The following is a 17,932-nucleotide window of genomic DNA, read 5'->3' as shown; positions in this document are numbered from 1 at the left end:
TCGCATCGGCACAGGTTCATGGAACGGTCGTTGAAGCGGACTCGTCCGAAACCTGCGGAAGAGAGCCGAAACCGGGGTCCAAGCCGACACTAGAAATGCTTCTTTACGATTCCATCACCGCATTCCCAGAGATTCAGCCGATGTGTGAGAGCGTGTTTCGGGTGTCACATCCCCAGACCACCCATGCCGCCCATACCGCCCATGCCGCCCATACCGCCAGGAGCGCCGCCCATCTCCGGTTCCTCTTCGCCCTCGCTCTTGCCGAGGTCGCCTGCCGAGATCACGTCGTCGATCCGCAAGAGAAGTTCCGCGGCGTCGGCCGCACTCTGGATGGCCTGGGTTTTCACGCGCAGGGGTTCGACCACGCCCGCGTCGAGCATGTCGGTCACGTCGCCCGTTTCGGCGTCGAGTCCTGCCGCATCTTCCCCTGCATCGTGGCGGCTTCGGAGGTCGGTCAATGCGTCGATGGGGCCGACACCTGCGTTCTCGGCGAGCGTGCGCGGGATCGCCTCCATCGCGTCGGCGAAGGCTTCGACCGCGAGTTGCTCCCGGCCACCGACGCCATCGGCGTAGTCACGCAGAGCCAGTGCGAGTTCCGTCTCGGGTGCCCCGCCGCCGGGGAGGACGTTGCCCTCGAGGAGGGTGACCCGGACGACCCCGAGGCTGTCCTCGACGGCGCGTTCGACCTCCTCCACGACGTGTTCGGTTCCGCCTCGCAGGAGGAGGGTGACGCTCTTGGGATTCTCGCAGTCCTCCACGAAAAGCATCGTGTCACCCGCCACTGAACGTTCTTCGACCAATCCAGCCTCGCCGAGGTCGGCAGGGTCGATGTCGTCGAGGCCGGAGACGACCCGCCCACCCGTCGCGCGCGCGAGATATTTCATATCGCTCGCTTTCGCCCGACGGACGGCGAGGATGCCCTCCTGTGCGAGGAAGTGCTGGGCCATGTCGTCGATCCCCTTCTGGCAGAAGACGACGTTCGCGCCGCTTTCTACGATTCGGTCGACCATCTCGCGCAGTTGTGCCTCTTCGCGTTCGAGGAACGTGGTCAGTTGGTCGGGGCTGGTGACACTGACCTCCGTGTCCGTCTCCGTCTCGCGCACTTCGATCGCCGAGTCTACGAGTGCTATCTTCGCGTCCTCGACGCGCCACGGCATGTTGTCGTCCACACGCTCTTTGTCCACGACGACGCCCTCCACGAGTTCGGAGTCAGAGATGCCACCGCCGACGACCGTCTCGACCGAGACGTTCGAGAGGTCGATCCCCTCTTCGTCCTCGTCTCTGATCGACCGTACCGCCTGGACGACGAGTTCTGAGAGCGCCTCTCTCGCCGCTTCCGCACCTTTTCCTGTCATCGCGGTCTGGGCGATCTCGCTCAGCAGGTCGGTCTCCTCGACCGGGTGGGACTTCGATTCGAGCACGCGGGATGCTTCCTCGCTGGCGAGTCGGTAGCCTCGCGCGAGTGTCGTCGGGTGGACGTTCTGGTCGAGCAGGTCTTCCGCGCGTTTCAGCAGCTCCCCCGCGAGGATGACCGCGGTGGTCGTTCCGTCTCCCGTCTCGTCCTCCTGGGTCTCGGCGACCTCGACCACCATCGTCGCCGCCGGGTGCTCGATGTCCATCTCTTTCAGGATGGTGACGCCGTCGTTGGTGACGACGACGTCGCCCATCGAATCGACGAGCATCTTGTCCATCCCCCGCGGGCCGAGCGTGGTACGAACGGCTTCGGCGACCGCTTTCGCCGCGGTGACGTTCATCTCTCGAGCGTCACGACCGCTGGTTCGCTGTGCATCCTCTCCGAGTATCAAGATCGGTCCCGATCCGAGTTGGTTCGCCATGGTATCCCCAACCACGGTACGACAGCATCCACAAAAGAACTAATCCCGCCACGCCCACCATTCGATCCGCTCCATCCCTGTGATTCGATTCCGCCACACCCGCCATTTGACTCTCCACGGGCACGATTCGGTTCACCACAGCCGCGGCGAAACGCACATTGGCGCGCCCTGAGAACGTCGCGGCATGATCGGCAAACTCGACCCCGAGGCGCTTGCGATGGTCGTCTCACGCACGGGTGCGGAAGACGACGACGTGCTGGTCGGCCCCGAGTACGGTGAGGACGCCGCCGCGATTCGGGTGGACGACCGAATCCTGGTCGTCAGTTCCGATCCGCTCTCGCTGGCACGGGAGCGACTCGGAACCCTCGCGGTAAGTGTCGCCTGCAACGACGTGGCCGCTTCCGGTGCCGACCCACGCTGGCTGACGAACGTCGTCTTCCTCCCGGACGACGATTCGGAGACGCTGGACGTGGTGACTGGCCAGATAGACGATGCCGCAACGAACCTCGGGGTCGCCATCGTCGGCGGTCACTCCGAGTACGCTCCCGACCTCCCACGTCCGACGGTCACGATGACCTGCATGGGGCTGGCCGACGAGTTCGTCCCGACCGGCGGCGCGGGACCGGGCGACCGCCTCGTTCTCACGAAGGGTGCCGGAATCGAAGGGACGGCCATCCTCGCGACAGATTTCCGTGACCAGGTCGGCGCTGCCGCAGAAGGAGGCGAATCGTTCTTCGAGGAGATCAACGTCGTCGAGGACGCCCGTATCCTCCGCGAGTACGCGACCGCCATGCACGACCCGACAGAGGGCGGCGTCGTGACCGGCCTGCTGGAGATGGCCGAAGCGTCGGGAGTTCGGTTGGAAGTAGAGCGTGCCGACGTGCCAGTTCGGGACGTGACTCGGGGTTGCTGCGACGCGGTTGGTGTCGACCCCCTCCAGATCTTCGGGTCGGGTGCCCTCCTCGCGGCGGTTCCACAGGAATCGGTAGCGGAGGTGCTCGAAGCACTCAGTGCGGCAGGGATTTCGGCAGCGGAGATCGGGCAGGTGAGTGATGAAATTGGTGACGGTGACGGTGACGAGGATGACGATACCGGAGAACTCGTGTTGGATGGCGCGGTCATTTCGGAACCCCCGCGCGACGACCTGTACGATCTCTGGGAATAGCGACGAGCAACACACAGCGCAAGCGAACATCCGACGGACGACCAGTCGAGCGAATACACGAAGCTTGAAGAAGCCGGAACGAAACGGTTCGAGAGATGACCGACGGCGAGACGAACATCCGCCCGCTTTCTGAGACGACCGTCCAGCGAATCGCGGCAGGGGAGGTAGTCGAGCGACCGGCCTCCGTGGTGAAGGAACTGGTCGAGAACAGCCTCGACGCGGACGCGTCGCGTATCTCGGTTCGCATCGACGGCGGCGGAACGGAGAATATCACCATCACCGACGACGGCGTCGGGATGAGCGAAGCAGACGTGCAGGTCGCCGTCGAAGAGCACACGACGAGCAAGATTCGGGATATCGACGACCTCGAATCGGGCGTCACGACGCTCGGATTCCGCGGCGAGGCCCTGTACACCATCGGGGCAGTGTCGCGGATGACCATCCGGACGAAATCCCGAGGAGGTGCGCGAGGCACCGAACTCCGACTCGTCGGTGGCGAGGTCGAGGAAGTCGGGCCAGCGGGCTGTCCGGAGGGGACGACAGTCGAGGTCGCGGATCTCTTCTTCAACACCCCGGCGCGCGAGAAGTACCTGAAGACCGACGCGACCGAGTTCTCGCACGTCAATCGTGTCGTCACGCAGTACGCGCTGGCGAATCCCAACGTGGCGTTCTCACTGGAACACGACGGACGCGAGGTGTTCTCGACGACAGGGCAGGGAGACCTCCGATCGACGATATTGTCAGTGTACGGACGCAAGGTCGCTACCGCGATGATCGCCGTCGATGGGTCGAGAGAAGTCGACGTCACGGGCTACGTCAGCCACCCCGAGACGACCCGGAGCACCCGCGAATACGTCGCCACCTACGTCAACGGTCGGTACGTCCGGTCCGCGGTCGTCCGCGAGGCCGTCCTCTCGGCCTACGGCAATCAGCTCGCGCCCGACCGCTATCCCTTCGCCGTCCTCTTTCTCGACGTTCCTGGCGACTCGGTTGACGTCAATGTCCACCCCCGGAAGATGGAAGTCCGTTTCGGGGACGAGGGCAGGGTTCGCCAGAGCGTCCGAAACGCGGTAGAAGACGCGCTCCTCGACGAGGGACTCATCAGGTCGTCCGCCCCGCGTGGTCGCTCCGCACCTGCTGAAACCGACGTGACGCCCGAAGCGGTGCAGTCGGAACTCGACGCCACGACAGACTCGGGTAGTTCGAACGACACCGAGAATACCTCGGCTTCTCCTCCCTCTCCTTCTCAGACTGCCGAGACGAGCGAGCAGACCCATCGTACGAGTGGCTCTGAGTCGCGCGCGAGCAGTTCGAATCCGAACGCGAACACCCCGACAAGTTCGATAGGTTCGGCACGTTCGACGAGTTCGAACGGTCAGGATTCGACTGAGACGAAACACCTGACGAAAAGCCGGCAGACGCCAGACAGCCAGACTGAAGGACGACAGACAGCGAACCAACCTGCGACGGAGCGACCAACGACAGGCCGACCAGCGACGAACCGACCGGCAACCAACTCCGCGACCAGCGACGCCGACACGAAACCCGAGCCACCCCGCGAACCGGAGCGGAAGTTCCGCGCGCCGACCGAAGCCGGGACGCTGGTGGACTCGCCCGACGAAGACGCAGTGCCGAACCGAGAGGAGTTCGACCGCCTGCCACCGATGCGCGTCCTCGGGCAACTGCACGACACGTACGTCGTCGCCGAGACGCCGGACGGGTTGGTGCTCGTCGACCAGCACGCTGCGGACGAGCGCGTGAACTACGAACGACTCTGCGAGCAGTTCGCTGGCGACACGACGACACAGGTGCTCGCCTCGTCAGTCGAACTCGAACTGACGGCGGCGGAGGCGGCGCTGTTCGACGAGTACCAGGAGGCGCTGGCGCGGTTGGGATTCCACGCCGCGCTCACAGGAGAACGGACGGTCGAGGTGACGACGGTTCCCACCGTACTCAGCGAAACGCTTGCGCCCGACCTACTGCGGGACGTGCTGAGCGAATTCGTCTCGACCGACCCGGATGAACGAGACAGAACTTCGGCGGAGGCGGTGGCCGACGCGCTCATCTCCGATTTGGCGTGTTATCCCTCCGTCACCGGCAACACATCGCTTCGGGAGGGTGACATGGTACAGCTTCTCTCGGCACTGGACGACTGCGAGAACCCCTACGCCTGCCCACACGGGCGACCGGTCGTCATCGAGCTCAACGGACAGGAGATCGAAGACCGGTTCGAGCGGGATTATCCGGGGCACGCCGGTCGGCGGGCAGAATGAATCGATGGAAGGAGATGATTGAAGGACAAGTAGTATCTGGAACTGGTAAGGAGAAAGTTCTTATCGGCTGGCCGAATCAAGCCAGAGTATGGCACGCGGGACGAGTCAGGGAGGAGGACTCATCGGCGCGATACGATTCGACATACAACAGTTACACACAGGGTGGATGTCGCTGTTCTTTCCACGACAGTGACAGAACTCCCACTCCGTGCTCGGGAAGTGGACACCCCAGAGCACGTCGGGAAAGATGGCATATCGTGTGTGGGGTGGAGTAGGGGCGTTCGTCGTCGCCCTACTCTACCCGTTCGTCCTGTTCGGGTTCGCGGCGCGCTACTACACGAGTCGCATCGACCGAACGGCGGCGAGTCTCGGAGTGCTGGGCGTCATGCTGCTGTCGGTGGTCGTGTGGGGCGGTCTGGCAGCACTGGCGCGGATACGCTTCACGCAAGAGGGATTCCTGGCGGTTCTCGCCGCCGGGGGCGTCGCCACCGTCGCGGCAGTGCTGGCGTACCTCACTAGCAAGTACGGCGGTCGGATAACCACGGTGCTGTTCGCCTACCCGTTCGGCATGACGGCGCTGTTCTTGCCACCCGTCGTCGCGGCGCTGTACTCGCCGACGATTTCGGCGGTCGTGTTTCCGAATAGCGAGTCCATCGCGGTGTGGTTGCTCGACAACGTCCTCGCCTACGGAAACGTGAACGACTACCTCCGAACACGGTACGACCTCGAAGGACTCGCCTACGTCGGTATGTGGTTCGGCATCGCGGTTCCACTCGACTGGGTGCTGGGTGTTCTGGTGACGCTGGCGAATCTCATGCGCCCGAAATCGGAGTAACGCTTTTAATCGCGTCGGCTAACCCTCTCGTATGAAGTTCGACGAAGTCACGACAGCAGTCGCGTTCCTCGTCCTCCTGGCAGTCGTGCTCGGCGGGACGCTGACGAGTGGCATGCCACAGACGATATCGATGATGGTCAGCGGCGGACTGGTCGTCTTCGGCGCACTCGTGTTGGCGCTGGGGGTAAAACACGGTGAGTATCGGGCGACGAAGTAATCACTCGACGCGACCGACCGCGAGGATGTGATTCGACAGGTCGGCGATGGTCGGGTCTTCGCGGAGCGTTCGGACGATTTCAGCGACCCTCTCCTGTGCATTCTCGTCAACCTCTTCCAGTGTCGTCCCGAAGTTGGAGGCCGGGCCTTCGAGTCCGGCGACGACCTCGACCGCAACGCCGTGGTCAGTCAGCAGGTGGCGGAGTTCGTCGGCGGGGAAGAAGTGACACTCGACGAAGGCCGGATCGTCGCCCTCGTACTTCTCGGCGAGTTCGGGCGAGTACGTACCCGTCTCGATGAATTCGGGGAGTTGTCGAACCCCCGCCTCGAAGTGGGGTGCACTCTTGATGAGGTTCTGGACGACCGCGACGAACCCCATCACGGAGACGAAGGCGGGGGCACCCGACCTAGTCACGCGATGGAGTTCACGGACCGCCTCGCGGCGTTCGTCGGCGTCGATGACGTGCGAGAGCGGCCCGCCGAGACAGAGGGTGGCGTCGAAGCTGTCGTTTTAGGAAGGTCGCGGATGTCGCCCTGCTGGACGGTAACACGGTCTTCAAGGCCGTGCTCCGCAACGCGCTCTCTGGCGATGGCGACCTGTTCCGCCGAGAGGTCGAGCAGTGTTACGTCGTATCCCTGCTCTGCCAGCCAGACCGAATACCGACCCGCAGCCCCGCCAGCGTCCAGCACCCTCCCCGACGCCGGGAGATACTGGTCGAGATAGTCGGTCGTGCTCTCGAACTCCAGCGAGTTCTTGAACGTTGCTTCGAGGCGCCCCCACTCGCCCTCGGCGAGACGGTCGTAGTAGTTCGCCGGGTCGGTCTTCGCTAACGGGCCGTCGTCTGACATCTTCACCCGACGATACCGGAAGTACGCTAAAATCCTTTCTCGAAACATGCTAGCAAACCGCACCACCTGCCGAACAGCGACCGAGTGAAACGAGGGAGATAGGTAGACCGACCGCCAGAGAATCCGTGAACCGACACCGGCAACTGGAATCAGCGGGTGACACAACCACCAGAGATCAGCCCACTCTCCGCGAGCGAGGAACGTAGTGACGAGCGAGCGGGCCGACGACTGAGCGGAACGGTAGTGGAGTGAAGAAGGAGTGCTTTTGGTCTAGCTTTTACAGGGAACCCGCGAGCACGGCGATGGTGGTCATCGCCGTGCTCGCCTGTGACCGTCGTAAAAGGTGGTAGCTAAAAGGTCGTTTTTACATGTAACCGAGATCGCGCAGACGCTCCATCAGGTCTTCTTTGTCCTGGGCGCGGCCTGCACGCTCGGTCGTGTTCGCCATGTCCTGCAACCATGCAGGGTCTTCGTCGCTCTTCTCGGTGCTGATCTCGCTGCCGAGCGAGCGGAACCCTTCGAAGTACTTGGGCGAGACTGGGATGTCATCCTGCGTGAGCCCGTTCGGAAGGTCGTCGTAGGACTCCGGGACGTACCCATCGTCGGGGTAGTCCTCGACGGTGTCCGGCACGACGAAGTGCCAGAAGGCGTCCCAGACGGCTGCCTCGTCGAACTGGAGGATGGGCTGGATGCGGTCGTGGGGTGGGTAGATCTCGGGATCGTGGCGCGGGCTGAAGAACGTCTCGTCGGCGCGGGCTTCCTGCTCGTCCCAGCGGACGCCGGAGATGACGCCGTCCACGTCGTACTCTTCGAGCGCGTCGTTCAGTGCGACCGTCTTCAGCAAGTGGTTGCCGACGTAGGTGTCGAGCAGGAACGGGAACGTGTCCTCTTCGTATTCGAGGAGGTTCCGCACGTGGTGCTGGTTGTGCTCCGAGAGGTCGGCGATGTCGATGTCGTCGCCCGGTTCGAGACCGTGCTCGTCCACGTATCCGCCGACGTCCTCGTTGCGGGCGTAGATGACGTCCAGATCCCACTCATCGGCCCAGCGATCCACGAAGTCGTGGATATCCTGGAAGTGCTGGAAGTGGTCGATGAACACCGCGGGCGGGACTTCGAGGTCGTGACGCTCCGCGACCTCTTTGATGAAGTACAGCGTGAGCGTGGAGTCTTTCCCGCCAGTCCACATGACGACAGGGTTCTCGTACTTCTCGAGACCCTCTCGCGTGACGTCGATCGCTTTCTCGATCTTGTCTTCGAGCGATGGGTAATCTTCAGGGTCTTCGCCTTCGCCGTCCGTGTAATCTACATCGAGGTAGTCTGGGAACTCGTCTGGCATGACTCGTAATTACATATAATTAGGCGGCTAAAGTGCTTTTCGGCTCACCGTGAACAATCATTTCAATTCTACACGTGGTGCAGTTCGAATTTCGAACTGCCGTCGGAGAAAAACTGTGTGGTTCGAACTCGATAGGTGCGAAAGCGTCGTAAAGCAGCGAGTTAGGAGATGAACTTGTTGTCGCGCCAGTTCACGCCACTGGACGAGGAACTCTCCTTTCGCGGCCCCTCTACCACTTCGATGGAGGCGGGGCGGTCGTCCCCGTCCACGATGCGGGTCGCTTCCAGACCGCCCTCAACTTCAGAGATGGCGGTGAGTGTGCCTTTCTCGGCTTGGCGGGCGAGCGAACAGAGCACCTCGAACATCGGGTACTGGAGCGCGGTGTTCTGGAGCACCGTCTCGCGGTCGCCCTTGAACGCGGCCATCTCGATGAGTTCGCCCGTCGGCTCTTCTTCGTCTTCGTCGTACTCTTCGCCCCATCGCGGAGCGTTGCGACGTGCTTCCTCCTCTTCGGTGAAGACGCGCGTCTCGGAGACGCTCGCTTTCAGCTGAGCAGTGGGGGTGTACTTGCTGATGCTTTCGTCCGTCGAGACAGCACTGATGATAAGCGTGTTGTTACGGCGAGTGATATCGATGCTGTCGATCCCCTCCGGTAGATGGGGGTCGCTTTCGAAGTAGTCGTAGACGGTCTCAAGCGGCAGTTCGAGCGTCGAGTGCAGTCGGTATACCTGGCTCATTTGTGGTCGGTGGTTCCGTCTCCCGTCGGTTGTCCAATTACTCCTACGCGCCCCGAACTTATAGGGTCTACTCTTTCGGTTGCAGATGTCGCCACTGAAACGACCCTACTCGGTTCGGAGTGTGGCTTCTAGTTCATCGCGCTCTTCCATCTCCGCCAGCACGTCGCTCCCGCCGATGAATTCGCCGTTGACGAACGTCTGTGGAATCGTCTCCCACCCGCTGTGGGCCGAGAGCGACTCGCGGTAGGCGTCCAGGTTGTCGAGGACGTCTACCGTCTCGAACTCGTCGCCACGGTGTTTGCCGATGAGTTCCATCGCGCGCTGGGAGTAGCCACACTGAGGCATCATCGGCGTCCCTTTCATGAACAGGACGACCGATTCGTCTTCGAGCGCCGAATCGACTCGCTCTTTTACTTCGTCGGAAGAGAGCTGTTCGCCGGGTGTGAATGTCATACGTTTGCGTTGGAACCGACGCCGCAAAGAAGTTGCGACCGAGTCTCGAACCGGTCGTCCAATCGCAACCGCGCTCGTTATTCGTTCAGCCGCCGGACGGATCGCTCGATCTCGTGTACCTGTTCGGATTGCTGTTCGGCGGCGACGGCGATATCCCGAATCTCGGTCGTTATCTGCCCTGCCTTCCCGGACACTTCATCTACCATCGCAGCGATCTTTTCCGCGCTCGCGGCCTGGTCGTCCGTCGCATCCGCGACCTCCTCGATACCGTCGGCGGTCGCGCGCACGGCTTCGACGATATCCTCCAGTTGGTCAAGCGACGACTCGATGTGGTCGATACCCTGTTCGATCCGTTCGTCGGTTTCGCGCAGGCTCTCGACCGTCTCGTCGGTGTTCGTCTGCATCTCGTCGATCATCCCCTCGATGCCCCCCGCCTGCGTCTTCGACTCCTCGGCGAGGTCTTTTATCTCGTCACCAACGACCGCGAATCCGTTGCCCGCCTCGCCCGCACGAGCGGCCTCGATATTGGCGTTCAGTGCGAGCAGGTTCGTCTGGTTCGCGATCTCGTTGATGACCTCGACGACCTCGTCGACCTCGCTCGCGGTCGACTGGAGGGCGTCCATGTCTGCCGTGACCTGATGGCTCGCGTCGTCGATGTCCTGCATGACCTCGATGGCGTCTTGCGCTGCCGTCTGGCCCGTCATAGCGAGTCTGTCTGCCTCTTTGCTTTCGCGCTTGACTTCGCTGGCACTGGCGGCGATCTCCTCGACCGTCGCACTCATGCTCGACACCTCGGCGGCGACCTCCTCCATGTCCTCGGACTGTTCGTCGGAGAGTTCGGTTATCTCCTCCGTAGCGCCCGTTACCCCTGCCGTCGTCTCGCGGAGTTCAGCGACCGACGTGCCGATTCGTTTCGTCGCCTCGGAACGCCGCTCTAGTTCCGTTTCCATCTGGTTGCTGTAGGAGTCGATGTACGTGTCCATCGCCACCTGCTGGTCGATGTTGATGAGACGGAGAACGGACATGGTGCGCTCGACGACCTCCTCGACGGCGAGTTCGACCGCATTGTCGGAGTTTCGATAGGTTTCCGTCACGTCATGCTCGACATCTCCGACAGTCGCTCGGCGTCCGTCCGGTCGAATCCGGTGTACCCCTTGCGCCAGTGGATCTCTTCCTGGTCGATACAGATATTTTCGAGCAGTTCCTGATCATCGACCTGCGATGCCAACTCCCCTTTAGATTCAGACATGAACGGTCCGACACAACAAATAGATAAAATTTTATCCCCAACGACCTTCGAGAATGCTGTTAGATTTATAAAACAGCTGTATGTTCTAAATCAGGTAGGTGACTCTGTACGAGTCGTGTCGGGAGGGAGTAAATACGACGATCGGCGAAACTACTCCTCGCTTCCGACGCCGATGACCTGCACCAGCGAATAGACGGGGACGCCGTTCAGTTCTTCGGTTCCTTGCTTGTCGGCGAGGACGATGCAGGCGACCGGTTCACCGCCACGGTCTTCGATGGCCTCGATGGTCTCGGTCATCGTCGTCCCACTCGTGATGGTGTCGTCGACGACGTAACACTCGCGGTCACGGATCTGCGCGAAGTTGCGCGAGAAACTGCCGCCGTGCTCGTCGATGTCACCTTCTTCCCACTGGTGCTTTCGTGGGGCGTACGTTCCGAGGTCGGTGTCGAGTTCGCGCGCCACCACCGTCGCCAGCGGCGCCCCTGCTTTCTCGATACCGATGGTCAGATCGACTTCTTCGCCGTGTTTCGACAGCAGGTCGGCCATCGCCGCGCCGACGTAGGAGAGTCGGGCACTGTCGCGCCCGATGGCGCTCCAATCGACGTGGATGTCCTGCGGGCCGCCCGTGGGTTTGGGGGCTGTTGCGCTGCCACTGCGCTCGACCAGCCAACTGGCCGTCTCGCGCGACACGTTCAGTTCGTCCGCGATCTCGCCTTTCGAGAGGCCACGCTCCGCGAGTTCCGCCGCACTTTCGATGAGGTCGTCTACGTTCTTCATTGGGTGTGGAATTTTACCGCCGTCTTTATTGTCGTTTCGTCGTCCGCGAAGGCGTCCTCGAAATTCGACACGTCGAAGATGCCCGTGACGAGGTCGTCCAGCAGCCAGTCGGGGAGTCCGGCGAGCGTTTCGACCGCCGACTCGAAGTGCCGGTAGCCGGAGTTAACGCTCCCGACCAGCGCCTTGTTGCCCATCACGAGTTCCCGGTGAAGCGCACCGCCATCGACCTCGAACGTCCACGAATCCGGGACCCCGAGCAGTGCCGCGACACCGTTCGGGGCGAGTGCGTCGATAGATTCGAAGGCGTGTTTCGCGTACCCCGTCGCCTCGTAGACGAAGTCCATCGATTCGTAGGTGTCCGGAATCTCGGACACGGGCGTCTCGCGCGAGTCGATGTACGTCGCTCCCAACGCCTCGATGATGTCGATGGTCGGATCCGGGCGGTCGCGCCGCCCGAGACAGTAGGTTCGCTCGAACGAATCACCGAGCATGGCTAACGTGAGCAGTCCGAGACTGCCGTTTCCGAGGACGAGCGCGTTCTCCGGTTGCCAGTCGAACGACGACCGCGACGCGCGGGCCAACTCGATCGCCTTCTCGGAGATGCTGATCGGTTCGACCAGAAAGCCACATTCGGCGAGGTCGTCCAGAATGGGCACCAGGAACTCGGCCGGGCTGGTGAAGTACTCGCTCATGAAACCGTGTGCACCCGAGATGCCACGCTCGGCAGTTTCGTCTGCCGGTGCCATGTCGGGTTCGCCGTGTTCGAAGAACTCCGTCGGGCCGTTCGGAAGTGGCCTTCGAACCGTCGGGGCGACTACGTCACCCGGTTCGAAAGCGGTTCCGTTCGGGTCTTCGACGACGCCGACCGCCTCGTGGCCGAGGACGAGATGGTCGTCGCCTGCCGGAAAACCGCCGTGGTGTCCGGCGATGACCTCGTGGTCGGTGCCGTCGACGCCGACCGCGAGCGTCCGCACCAACACCTCTCCCGAATCCGGTTCCGGTCGAGGTTTCACCAGTATCTCGGGGGTATCGGCCCCACGTGGAAGTGCGACTGCGTCCATACGAGACCATTGACACTGCTAGCTCAAAAGATTTATTCTTTACCGAGTAAATACTTTGTATCGCTGTTTCCGTCAGCCGTCTCCCTGTTGCCACAACACCTGTTGTCGTTCGCGTCGTGGCTCAGCGTATGCGCGCTGCAAGACTCCACGAGTACACTGACGAGATGGGTGATGCGCTCTCGATCGACGAGGTAGACCGACCAACGGCGACGGAAGGCGACCACGTCGTCGTCGAGATAGAGGGTGCGGGCTGGTGCCAGACCGACAACCACGCTATCGAGGGCATGTGGGAAGAGCCGATGAACCAGTCGCTCCCGATGACGCTCGGCCACGAGAACGCCGGAATCGTTGCCGAGACGGGCGACGACGTGACGCTCGTCTCGGAGGGTGACGCCGTCATCTGCCACCCGGCGATGACCTGCGGTATCTGCCGGGCCTGTCGTCTCGGGCATGACATGCACTGCGAGAACCTCGCATTCCCCGGTCTCTCGACCGACGGCGGGTTCGCGGAGTATCTCCAGACGAACGAACGCGCCGTGATTCCGCTTCCCGACGGGGTCGATCCAGCAGAGATCGCACCACACGCCGATGCCGGAATCACGGCTTACCACGCGGTGAAGAAGGCGGCCCGCGAACTGAACCCCGGCGACCACGCCGTCGTCGTCGGTGTCGGTGGTCTCGGCCACATCGGCCTGCAAGCCCTGCGGGCGATGAGCGCGGCAGAGATCACGGCCGTCGAAGTGAAAGACGAAGCACTGTCTCTCGCGCACGACCTCGGTGCCCACCACACCGTGAACTCGCGGGACGAGAACGTGGCGGACGAAGTGGACGCCATCACGGACGGGTCCGGCGTCCAGCAGATCCTCGACTTCGTGGGTTCGGATGGGACGCTCGACTACGCGCCGAATCTGCTCGCGGCGGGCGGCGACCATCACGTCGTCGGCTACGGCGGCCACATCCACGAGCCAGCACAGGCGCTCGTCAACGGCGATTTCGACTACCGAGGGACGCTCGTCGGCAACTACACCGAACTCCAGGAACTCATGGCACTCGTGGCCGGCGGCGACGTGGACCTTCGCACCTCGCGGTACGAGTTGGACGAGATCAACGACGTGGCAGAAAAGTTAGAGCACGGAGAGATCGAAGGCCGGGCCGTCATCACCCCGTGAAAGATCTCGGTCGTCGGAGCGAATCGCGGTCGTCACGGCTCGACGGGAACGCTTCGAATTCGGTTCACTCCCGAATCGGCACTCGTTCGCCGGTTTCGGCGGACTCGTAGATGGCGCCGATGGCTCGCATATCCACCAGTCCGTGTTCGCCATCGGGTTCCGGGTCACGACCTGCGAGCAGGCAATCCGCGAAGTAGTCGAACTCCGCCGCCACCTCGTCCACCGGTTCGACCGTAAAGTCCGCTTTCGCATCGCCGCGTTCGACCGTCAACTGGGCTTCGCCGAAGAACGCCGGGTCGAGTGTCAGTCTCCCCTCGGTTCCCGTGACGGTGAAGCGACTCCGGCGCTGGGCCAACTGGCTGGCGGTACAGGCCGCCGTAACGTCGTTCTCGAACTCGACTTCGAACGAGACGTGCTGGTCGACGTCCGTGAAGGCCTCGTGTGGACTCGCGATGGTTCCCTGTGCGCTCACGGGGTCTGAGCCGAGGACGAACCGGGCCGTGTTGAGCGAGTAGATGCCGAGGTCGATGAGGCAGACCCCCCGGCGAGGTCAGCGTCCAGTCGCCACTGGTTCGGGTCGGGTGAGATGGTCTCGAAGACGTTCTGGCACATCGTCCCCTCGACGAGTGCGGGATTCCCGACGAATCCTTCTCGAACGAGTTCACGGAACCGCCGCACTGCGGGATTGGTGTGCATCCGGTAGCCGACCATCAGGGTGACTCCGGCGTCGTCGCACGCATCGACCAGTCGCTCGGCACGCTCGACCGTCGCCTCCATCGGTTTTTCACAGAGCACGGCTTTCCCGAGGTCTGCCGCCGTCTCCACGAAATCGAGGTGGGTCGCGTTCGGCGTGGCGACGTAGACGGCGTCGTAGTCCTCGACTCCGTTCCCCTCGTGGAATTCGTCGTAGGTGAGCGCGCTGTCTGCATCCGTCTCGTCGCGGACGCGCATCGCCTTCTCCGGGTTACCGCTGACGACCGCCCCGATTTCACAGAGGTCGCTCTCCGCGATGGCGGGGATGACGGCGGTTTCCGTGAACCAGCCGATACCGACCAGCGCGACCCGGATTCGTTCGTCCGGGTCGATGACGGTCTGCCAGTCGCGCCGGACGAACTCGGAGAGATGATCTGCGAGTTGCATCTGTGTTCTGGACGACGGGCGTGATTCGGTTAGAAGTTAGGGCAGAGATCGCTCGGGAAAACGCGAGCAACGATCACCGATTTCGTAGTTCCGTACGGAGGTCGTCCAGGGTCATGTCCTTCATCGACAGCAAGACGAGCAGGTGGTAGACGATGTCGGCGCTCTCGTGGGCGATCTCGTCGTAGTCGTCGTCCTTCGCGGCCAGCACGAGTTCGGTCGTCTCCTCACCCAGTTTTTCGAGGACGGCGTTCTGGCCCTTCTCGTGGGTGAACAGCGATGTGGTGTAGGAGTCCTCGGGAAGCGTCTCCTTGCGGTCTTCGATGAGGGCGAAGAGGTCGTCCAGAACGTCGCTCATGGACCGATCTGGGCGACTTCCCGGATATCCTGAAGTTCGTCGAACTGCGCGCGTTCCTGCCGTCCGTGTTCGAACACCTCTTCTGCGACTTCGATGGGTGCGTTCGTTCGAGATGCCAGCGCCAGCGAGTCACTGGGTCGGGCGTCAACGACCTCGTGCCCACGCGGCGTCTGGATGTGCAGGTCGGCGATGTACGTGTTGTCCTGAAGTTCGCTGACGACCACGCGGTCGATCCGTCCCCCCAGTTCTTCCACGACGTCGAGCAGCAGGTCGTGGGTCAGCGGTCGACCGATATCCTCGGCTTCCATCCCACGAGCGATGCTGATGCCTTCCTCGAATCGAATGAAGATAGGGAGGACGCTGTCACCATCGTCCGGCGTGAGTACGACCACGGGCAGTGGGCCGTCGCCGGTCGCGGCGACACGCACCGCGTCGATTGATACGTTCATACCAGAACCGAAGTGTCCCAGTGCCAAAAACTTGCTTACCGCCTCGCGTATCGGCCTCGCGATAGCTGTTTTCCGGTCGTTTTTCGGCACGCATAGACGTTGTCCCGTCTCGAAGTATCATGTTTCTTTTAGGTATTCGATCCGTCCTCAGACAGTACATTCCAGTACGAATCAGGAGGTATCAGTACACGGCGACTGATCAGTACATTCCAGTACAAAACAGTACATCACGGCGGCGGTGGCGGCGTCTCTTACTCCGCTTGCTCGAAGCGGTGCCGATACACCGTCGCGTTGTCGTCCCACTCGAAGTGTTCGTGGGCCTGGTCGAGTCGCTCCCTGTACTCCTCTAGATTCGCCGACCCCTCGGCCTGCGCGTCTTCGTCGGTCAGATCACCCAACTTCCGCTCGGTCACTTCGACCACCTCGAACGTCTCGCCGTCGATGTCGAAGGTGTCGCCTTCATCGGCATACTGGTCGCCGCGATGCAACTGCGATACGCGTCCCGATGCGACCGCCTGTCGGATGTGCTCTGCCGGAAGTACCGTACTGGCGTCGATCTCGGCCATGGTGGTCGTTCGACCTGCGAGCGGAAAACAGCTAGCTTTTCAGCAGTGAGCCGAGCACCCCACCGAGCGCGCTGTCGAGCGCCATGATGAACGCGACGATGACGGCTGCGACGAATAGGCCGACGCCGCCGAACAGCGAGCCGACCGGGCCGCCCGCCAGTCCACCGAGGATGGTTCCGGCGAGGCCGAGGAAGAGGGCGACGACGAGACCGCCGAGCGACCCGGCGAGCAAGCCGTGCCAGAATCCCCGACCCAATCCCCCACCTGCGACGTAGCCCGCAGCGAATCCGCCGATGAGCCCGGCACCGATGTGGCCGATTCCGGGGACGGCGAAGGCGACGATTCCCGCGAGAACCGAGACGACGAACCCGACCAAGACTGCGTACCAATCGGTCATGCCACGAGAATAAGGGACGAACCGGCAAAAGCATCCCGCCGAGAGAGGTCGAACGACGCTATGAACGCCCTTTTAAGGGGGGAGGCCATACGGATGACCATGATTTTCGAGACCCTCCCGACGACGCCCACGTCGGAGGAACTCATCGACAAGGCGTTCTCGCGGGCTGCACGGGCGGGCCGGGCCAAGAGCGGTGTGCAGGCCCAACAGTCCATGCTCCAGACCGCTTCGAACGTCCTCTCGGACAACCTCCAGAACGTGGTCACGTCGTGGCCCGACTTCCGAGAGGTCGACCCCTTCTACTACGAACTCGCCGACGCTGTGGTGGACGTAGACGAAGTGCGAAAGAGCCTCTCCGAGATCCAGTGGGCCTCCCGGAAGACGAAAGAGATCGGACGCGAGTATCAAGGGAAACTTCGTGGCGACATCGACTACGCCCGTAAAGTTCGAAAACAGGGGTTCGCCCGCCTCGCGGACGTGGTCGAAGAGGTCGAAGACGACCTCGACCGGGTCGGCGCGGCGCGAAACGACCTTCGTGTCCTCCCCGACATCGACCCCGACGACCCCACCGTCGTCGTCGCGGGCTACCCCAACGTCGGCAAGTCCTCGTTCGTCAACAGCGTGACCCACGCACGCAACGAGATCGCGGAGTACCCATTCACGACCAAGGGTGTCCGGGTCGGCCACTTCGAGCGCGACCACATCCGCTACCAGATCGTGGACACACCGGGACTCCTCGACCGTCCTGCCGACGAGCGAAACGCCATCGAATCACAGGCCGTCTCTGCGCTCACTCACCTCGCCGACTGTATCCTGTTCATCGTCGATGCGAGCGCCTACTGCGGTTTCCCGCTCGACGCACAGCTCGAACTCAGAGATTCCGTCGAGGAGCAGTTCGACGACGTGCCCGTCCTCACTATCTGCAACAAATCCGACCTCTCGACCGACGTGGAGGCAGACCTGTTCATGAGCATCGAGGAGGACGACAACGTCACGGAAACGCTCGACGCCGCCGTCGAAGCCATCGGCTACGAACCCGAACTGCCGTTCGACGGATAGCAGCCCGAACC

The 17,932-nt window shown here is 62.4% G+C and carries 20 protein-coding genes and 1 pseudogene; 6 read left to right on the top strand and 15 right to left on the bottom strand.

The annotated features are described in order from the left end of the window. Positions 1-164: 164 nt before the first annotated feature. The gene (gene thsA / locus ACR3FE_RS05390; RefSeq protein ID WP_458206064.1) at positions 165-1,835 is read right to left on the bottom strand and encodes a thermosome subunit alpha; all 1,671 of its coding nucleotides are present in this window, start codon (positions 1,833-1,835) and stop codon (positions 165-167) included. Between the two features lie 184 nt (positions 1,836-2,019). On the opposite strand from thsA, the gene ACR3FE_RS05385 reads away from it, so the two are divergent. The 4 genes from ACR3FE_RS05385 to ACR3FE_RS05370 all read left to right on the top strand — a co-directional run bounded on the left by ACR3FE_RS05385 (position 2,020) and on the right by ACR3FE_RS05370 (position 6,325). Next, a complete protein-coding gene (locus ACR3FE_RS05385) occupies positions 2,020-3,000 on the top strand; it encodes an AIR synthase family protein (RefSeq protein ID WP_458206063.1) in 981 nt (326 codons plus the stop codon). 95 nt (positions 3,001-3,095) lie between these two features. Next, a complete protein-coding gene (gene mutL / locus ACR3FE_RS05380) occupies positions 3,096-5,273 on the top strand; it encodes a DNA mismatch repair endonuclease MutL (RefSeq protein WP_458206062.1) in 2,178 nt (725 codons plus the stop codon). Between the two features lie 208 nt (positions 5,274-5,481). Further along, positions 5,482-6,108 (top strand): hypothetical protein, encoded by a 627-nt coding sequence (locus ACR3FE_RS05375; protein WP_458206061.1) that lies wholly within the window; start codon positions 5,482-5,484, stop codon positions 6,106-6,108. Positions 6,109-6,139: 31 nt separating this feature from the next. Then, positions 6,140-6,325 carry a DUF7333 family protein gene (locus ACR3FE_RS05370; RefSeq protein ID WP_458206060.1) on the top strand — a complete coding sequence of 62 codons (186 nt, stop codon included), beginning with the start codon at positions 6,140-6,142 and terminating at the stop codon, positions 6,323-6,325. Here the strand turns inward: ACR3FE_RS05370 and ACR3FE_RS05365 are convergent, their stop codons facing one another. The 9 genes from ACR3FE_RS05365 to ACR3FE_RS05325 all read right to left on the bottom strand — a co-directional run bounded on the left by ACR3FE_RS05365 (position 6,326) and on the right by ACR3FE_RS05325 (position 12,786). Then, positions 6,326-6,739, bottom strand: a complete 414-nt coding sequence (locus ACR3FE_RS05365; RefSeq protein ID WP_458206059.1) for a hypothetical protein — start codon at positions 6,737-6,739, stop codon at positions 6,326-6,328. It lies immediately after the preceding gene. Continuing rightward, positions 6,736-7,173, bottom strand: a complete 438-nt coding sequence (locus ACR3FE_RS05360) for a class I SAM-dependent methyltransferase (protein WP_458206058.1) — start codon at positions 7,171-7,173, stop codon at positions 6,736-6,738. Before ACR3FE_RS05360 ends, ACR3FE_RS05365 begins: the two co-directional genes overlap by 4 nt. Before the next feature lie 364 nt (positions 7,174-7,537). Beyond that, the gene (locus ACR3FE_RS05355; RefSeq protein ID WP_458206057.1) at positions 7,538-8,509 is read right to left on the bottom strand and encodes a phosphoadenosine phosphosulfate reductase family protein; all 972 of its coding nucleotides are present in this window, start codon (positions 8,507-8,509) and stop codon (positions 7,538-7,540) included. Positions 8,510-8,670: 161 nt separating this feature from the next. Then, complete coding sequence (locus tag ACR3FE_RS05350; protein WP_458206056.1) at positions 8,671-9,246, bottom strand: DUF7110 family protein; 576 nt, start codon at positions 9,244-9,246, stop codon at positions 8,671-8,673. 105 nt (positions 9,247-9,351) lie between these two features. After that, the gene (locus ACR3FE_RS05345; protein ID WP_458206055.1) at positions 9,352-9,699 is read right to left on the bottom strand and encodes a glutaredoxin family protein; all 348 of its coding nucleotides are present in this window, start codon (positions 9,697-9,699) and stop codon (positions 9,352-9,354) included. Between the two features lie 77 nt (positions 9,700-9,776). Further along, a complete protein-coding gene (locus ACR3FE_RS05340; protein ID WP_458206054.1) occupies positions 9,777-10,793 on the bottom strand; it encodes a methyl-accepting chemotaxis protein in 1,017 nt (338 codons plus the stop codon). After that, positions 10,790-10,948 carry a hypothetical protein gene (locus ACR3FE_RS05335; protein WP_458206053.1) on the bottom strand — a complete coding sequence of 53 codons (159 nt, stop codon included), beginning with the start codon at positions 10,946-10,948 and terminating at the stop codon, positions 10,790-10,792. Before ACR3FE_RS05335 ends, ACR3FE_RS05340 begins: the two co-directional genes overlap by 4 nt. A gap of 150 nt (positions 10,949-11,098) precedes the next feature. Next, positions 11,099-11,725, bottom strand: a complete 627-nt coding sequence (gene gfcR / locus ACR3FE_RS05330; protein WP_458206052.1) for a transcriptional regulator GfcR — start codon at positions 11,723-11,725, stop codon at positions 11,099-11,101. Beyond that, positions 11,722-12,786, bottom strand: a complete 1,065-nt coding sequence (locus ACR3FE_RS05325) for a glucose 1-dehydrogenase (RefSeq protein ID WP_458206051.1) — start codon at positions 12,784-12,786, stop codon at positions 11,722-11,724. Before ACR3FE_RS05325 ends, gfcR begins: the two co-directional genes overlap by 4 nt. A gap of 128 nt (positions 12,787-12,914) precedes the next feature. Between ACR3FE_RS05325 and ACR3FE_RS05320 the strand changes: the two genes are divergently transcribed. Continuing rightward, positions 12,915-13,955 carry an NAD(P)-dependent alcohol dehydrogenase gene (locus ACR3FE_RS05320; protein WP_458206050.1) on the top strand — a complete coding sequence of 347 codons (1,041 nt, stop codon included), beginning with the start codon at positions 12,915-12,917 and terminating at the stop codon, positions 13,953-13,955. A gap of 64 nt (positions 13,956-14,019) precedes the next feature. On the opposite strand, the pseudogene gfo6 reads toward ACR3FE_RS05320, so the two are convergent. From gfo6 to ACR3FE_RS05295, 5 genes and pseudogenes are all read right to left on the bottom strand, one after another. After that, positions 14,020-15,095 (bottom strand): annotated as a pseudogene (gfo6, locus tag ACR3FE_RS05315) (D-xylose 1-dehydrogenase Gfo6). 73 nt (positions 15,096-15,168) lie between these two features. Continuing rightward, on the bottom strand, positions 15,169-15,450 hold the full coding sequence (hisE, locus tag ACR3FE_RS05310; protein WP_458206049.1) for a phosphoribosyl-ATP diphosphatase: 282 nt from the start codon (positions 15,448-15,450) through the stop codon (positions 15,169-15,171). After that, positions 15,447-15,899: a bifunctional nuclease family protein gene (locus tag ACR3FE_RS05305; RefSeq protein WP_458206048.1), complete on the bottom strand. Its 453-nt coding sequence runs from the start codon at positions 15,897-15,899 to the stop codon at positions 15,447-15,449. Before ACR3FE_RS05305 ends, hisE begins: the two co-directional genes overlap by 4 nt. Before the next feature lie 251 nt (positions 15,900-16,150). After that, entirely contained in the window at positions 16,151-16,465 is a 315-nt protein-coding gene (locus ACR3FE_RS05300; protein ID WP_458206047.1) for an ASCH domain-containing protein, read from the bottom strand. Between the two features lie 31 nt (positions 16,466-16,496). Further along, complete coding sequence (locus ACR3FE_RS05295; RefSeq protein ID WP_458206046.1) at positions 16,497-16,862, bottom strand: DUF5518 domain-containing protein; 366 nt, start codon at positions 16,860-16,862, stop codon at positions 16,497-16,499. A gap of 99 nt (positions 16,863-16,961) precedes the next feature. Here ACR3FE_RS05295 and ACR3FE_RS05290 point away from each other — a divergent pair, with 99 nt between their 5' ends. Continuing rightward, positions 16,962-17,921 carry an NOG1 family protein gene (locus ACR3FE_RS05290; RefSeq protein WP_458206717.1) on the top strand — a complete coding sequence of 320 codons (960 nt, stop codon included), beginning with the start codon at positions 16,962-16,964 and terminating at the stop codon, positions 17,919-17,921. The last annotated feature ends 11 nt before the right edge of the window (positions 17,922-17,932 follow it).

This window comes from Haladaptatus rarus, assembly GCF_054177585.1.
This window is presented reverse-complemented; position numbering and strand designations above follow the sequence as displayed.

What these genes read in the sequence shown, in the direction of transcription:
- ACR3FE_RS05355 (WP_458206057.1), bottom strand. Translation starts at nt 8,509, where the DNA reads ATGCCAGACGAGTTCCCAGACTACCTCGATGTAGATTACACGGACGGC.
- ACR3FE_RS05305 (WP_458206048.1), bottom strand. Translation starts at nt 15,899, where the DNA reads ATGAACGTATCAATCGACGCGGTGCGTGTCGCCGCGACCGGCGACGGC.
- hisE (WP_458206049.1), bottom strand. Translation starts at nt 15,450, where the DNA reads ATGAGCGACGTTCTGGACGACCTCTTCGCCCTCATCGAAGACCGCAAG.
- ACR3FE_RS05345 (WP_458206055.1), bottom strand. Translation starts at nt 9,699, where the DNA reads ATGACATTCACACCCGGCGAACAGCTCTCTTCCGACGAAGTAAAAGAG.
- ACR3FE_RS05360 (WP_458206058.1), bottom strand. Translation starts at nt 7,173, where the DNA reads ATGTCAGACGACGGCCCGTTAGCGAAGACCGACCCGGCGAACTACTAC.
- ACR3FE_RS05335 (WP_458206053.1), bottom strand. Translation starts at nt 10,948, where the DNA reads ATGTCTGAATCTAAAGGGGAGTTGGCATCGCAGGTCGATGATCAGGAA.
- ACR3FE_RS05325 (WP_458206051.1), bottom strand. Translation starts at nt 12,786, where the DNA reads ATGGACGCAGTCGCACTTCCACGTGGGGCCGATACCCCCGAGATACTG.
- ACR3FE_RS05370 (WP_458206060.1), top strand. Translation starts at nt 6,140, where the DNA reads ATGAAGTTCGACGAAGTCACGACAGCAGTCGCGTTCCTCGTCCTCCTG.
- ACR3FE_RS05385 (WP_458206063.1), top strand. Translation starts at nt 2,020, where the DNA reads ATGATCGGCAAACTCGACCCCGAGGCGCTTGCGATGGTCGTCTCACGC.
- mutL (WP_458206062.1), top strand. Translation starts at nt 3,096, where the DNA reads ATGACCGACGGCGAGACGAACATCCGCCCGCTTTCTGAGACGACCGTC.
- ACR3FE_RS05290 (WP_458206717.1), top strand. Translation starts at nt 16,962, where the DNA reads ATGATTTTCGAGACCCTCCCGACGACGCCCACGTCGGAGGAACTCATC.
- thsA (WP_458206064.1), bottom strand. Translation starts at nt 1,835, where the DNA reads ATGGCGAACCAACTCGGATCGGGACCGATCTTGATACTCGGAGAGGAT.
- ACR3FE_RS05350 (WP_458206056.1), bottom strand. Translation starts at nt 9,246, where the DNA reads ATGAGCCAGGTATACCGACTGCACTCGACGCTCGAACTGCCGCTTGAG.
- ACR3FE_RS05300 (WP_458206047.1), bottom strand. Translation starts at nt 16,465, where the DNA reads ATGGCCGAGATCGACGCCAGTACGGTACTTCCGGCAGAGCACATCCGA.
- gfcR (WP_458206052.1), bottom strand. Translation starts at nt 11,725, where the DNA reads ATGAAGAACGTAGACGACCTCATCGAAAGTGCGGCGGAACTCGCGGAG.
- ACR3FE_RS05295 (WP_458206046.1), bottom strand. Translation starts at nt 16,862, where the DNA reads ATGACCGATTGGTACGCAGTCTTGGTCGGGTTCGTCGTCTCGGTTCTC.
- ACR3FE_RS05320 (WP_458206050.1), top strand. Translation starts at nt 12,915, where the DNA reads ATGCGCGCTGCAAGACTCCACGAGTACACTGACGAGATGGGTGATGCG.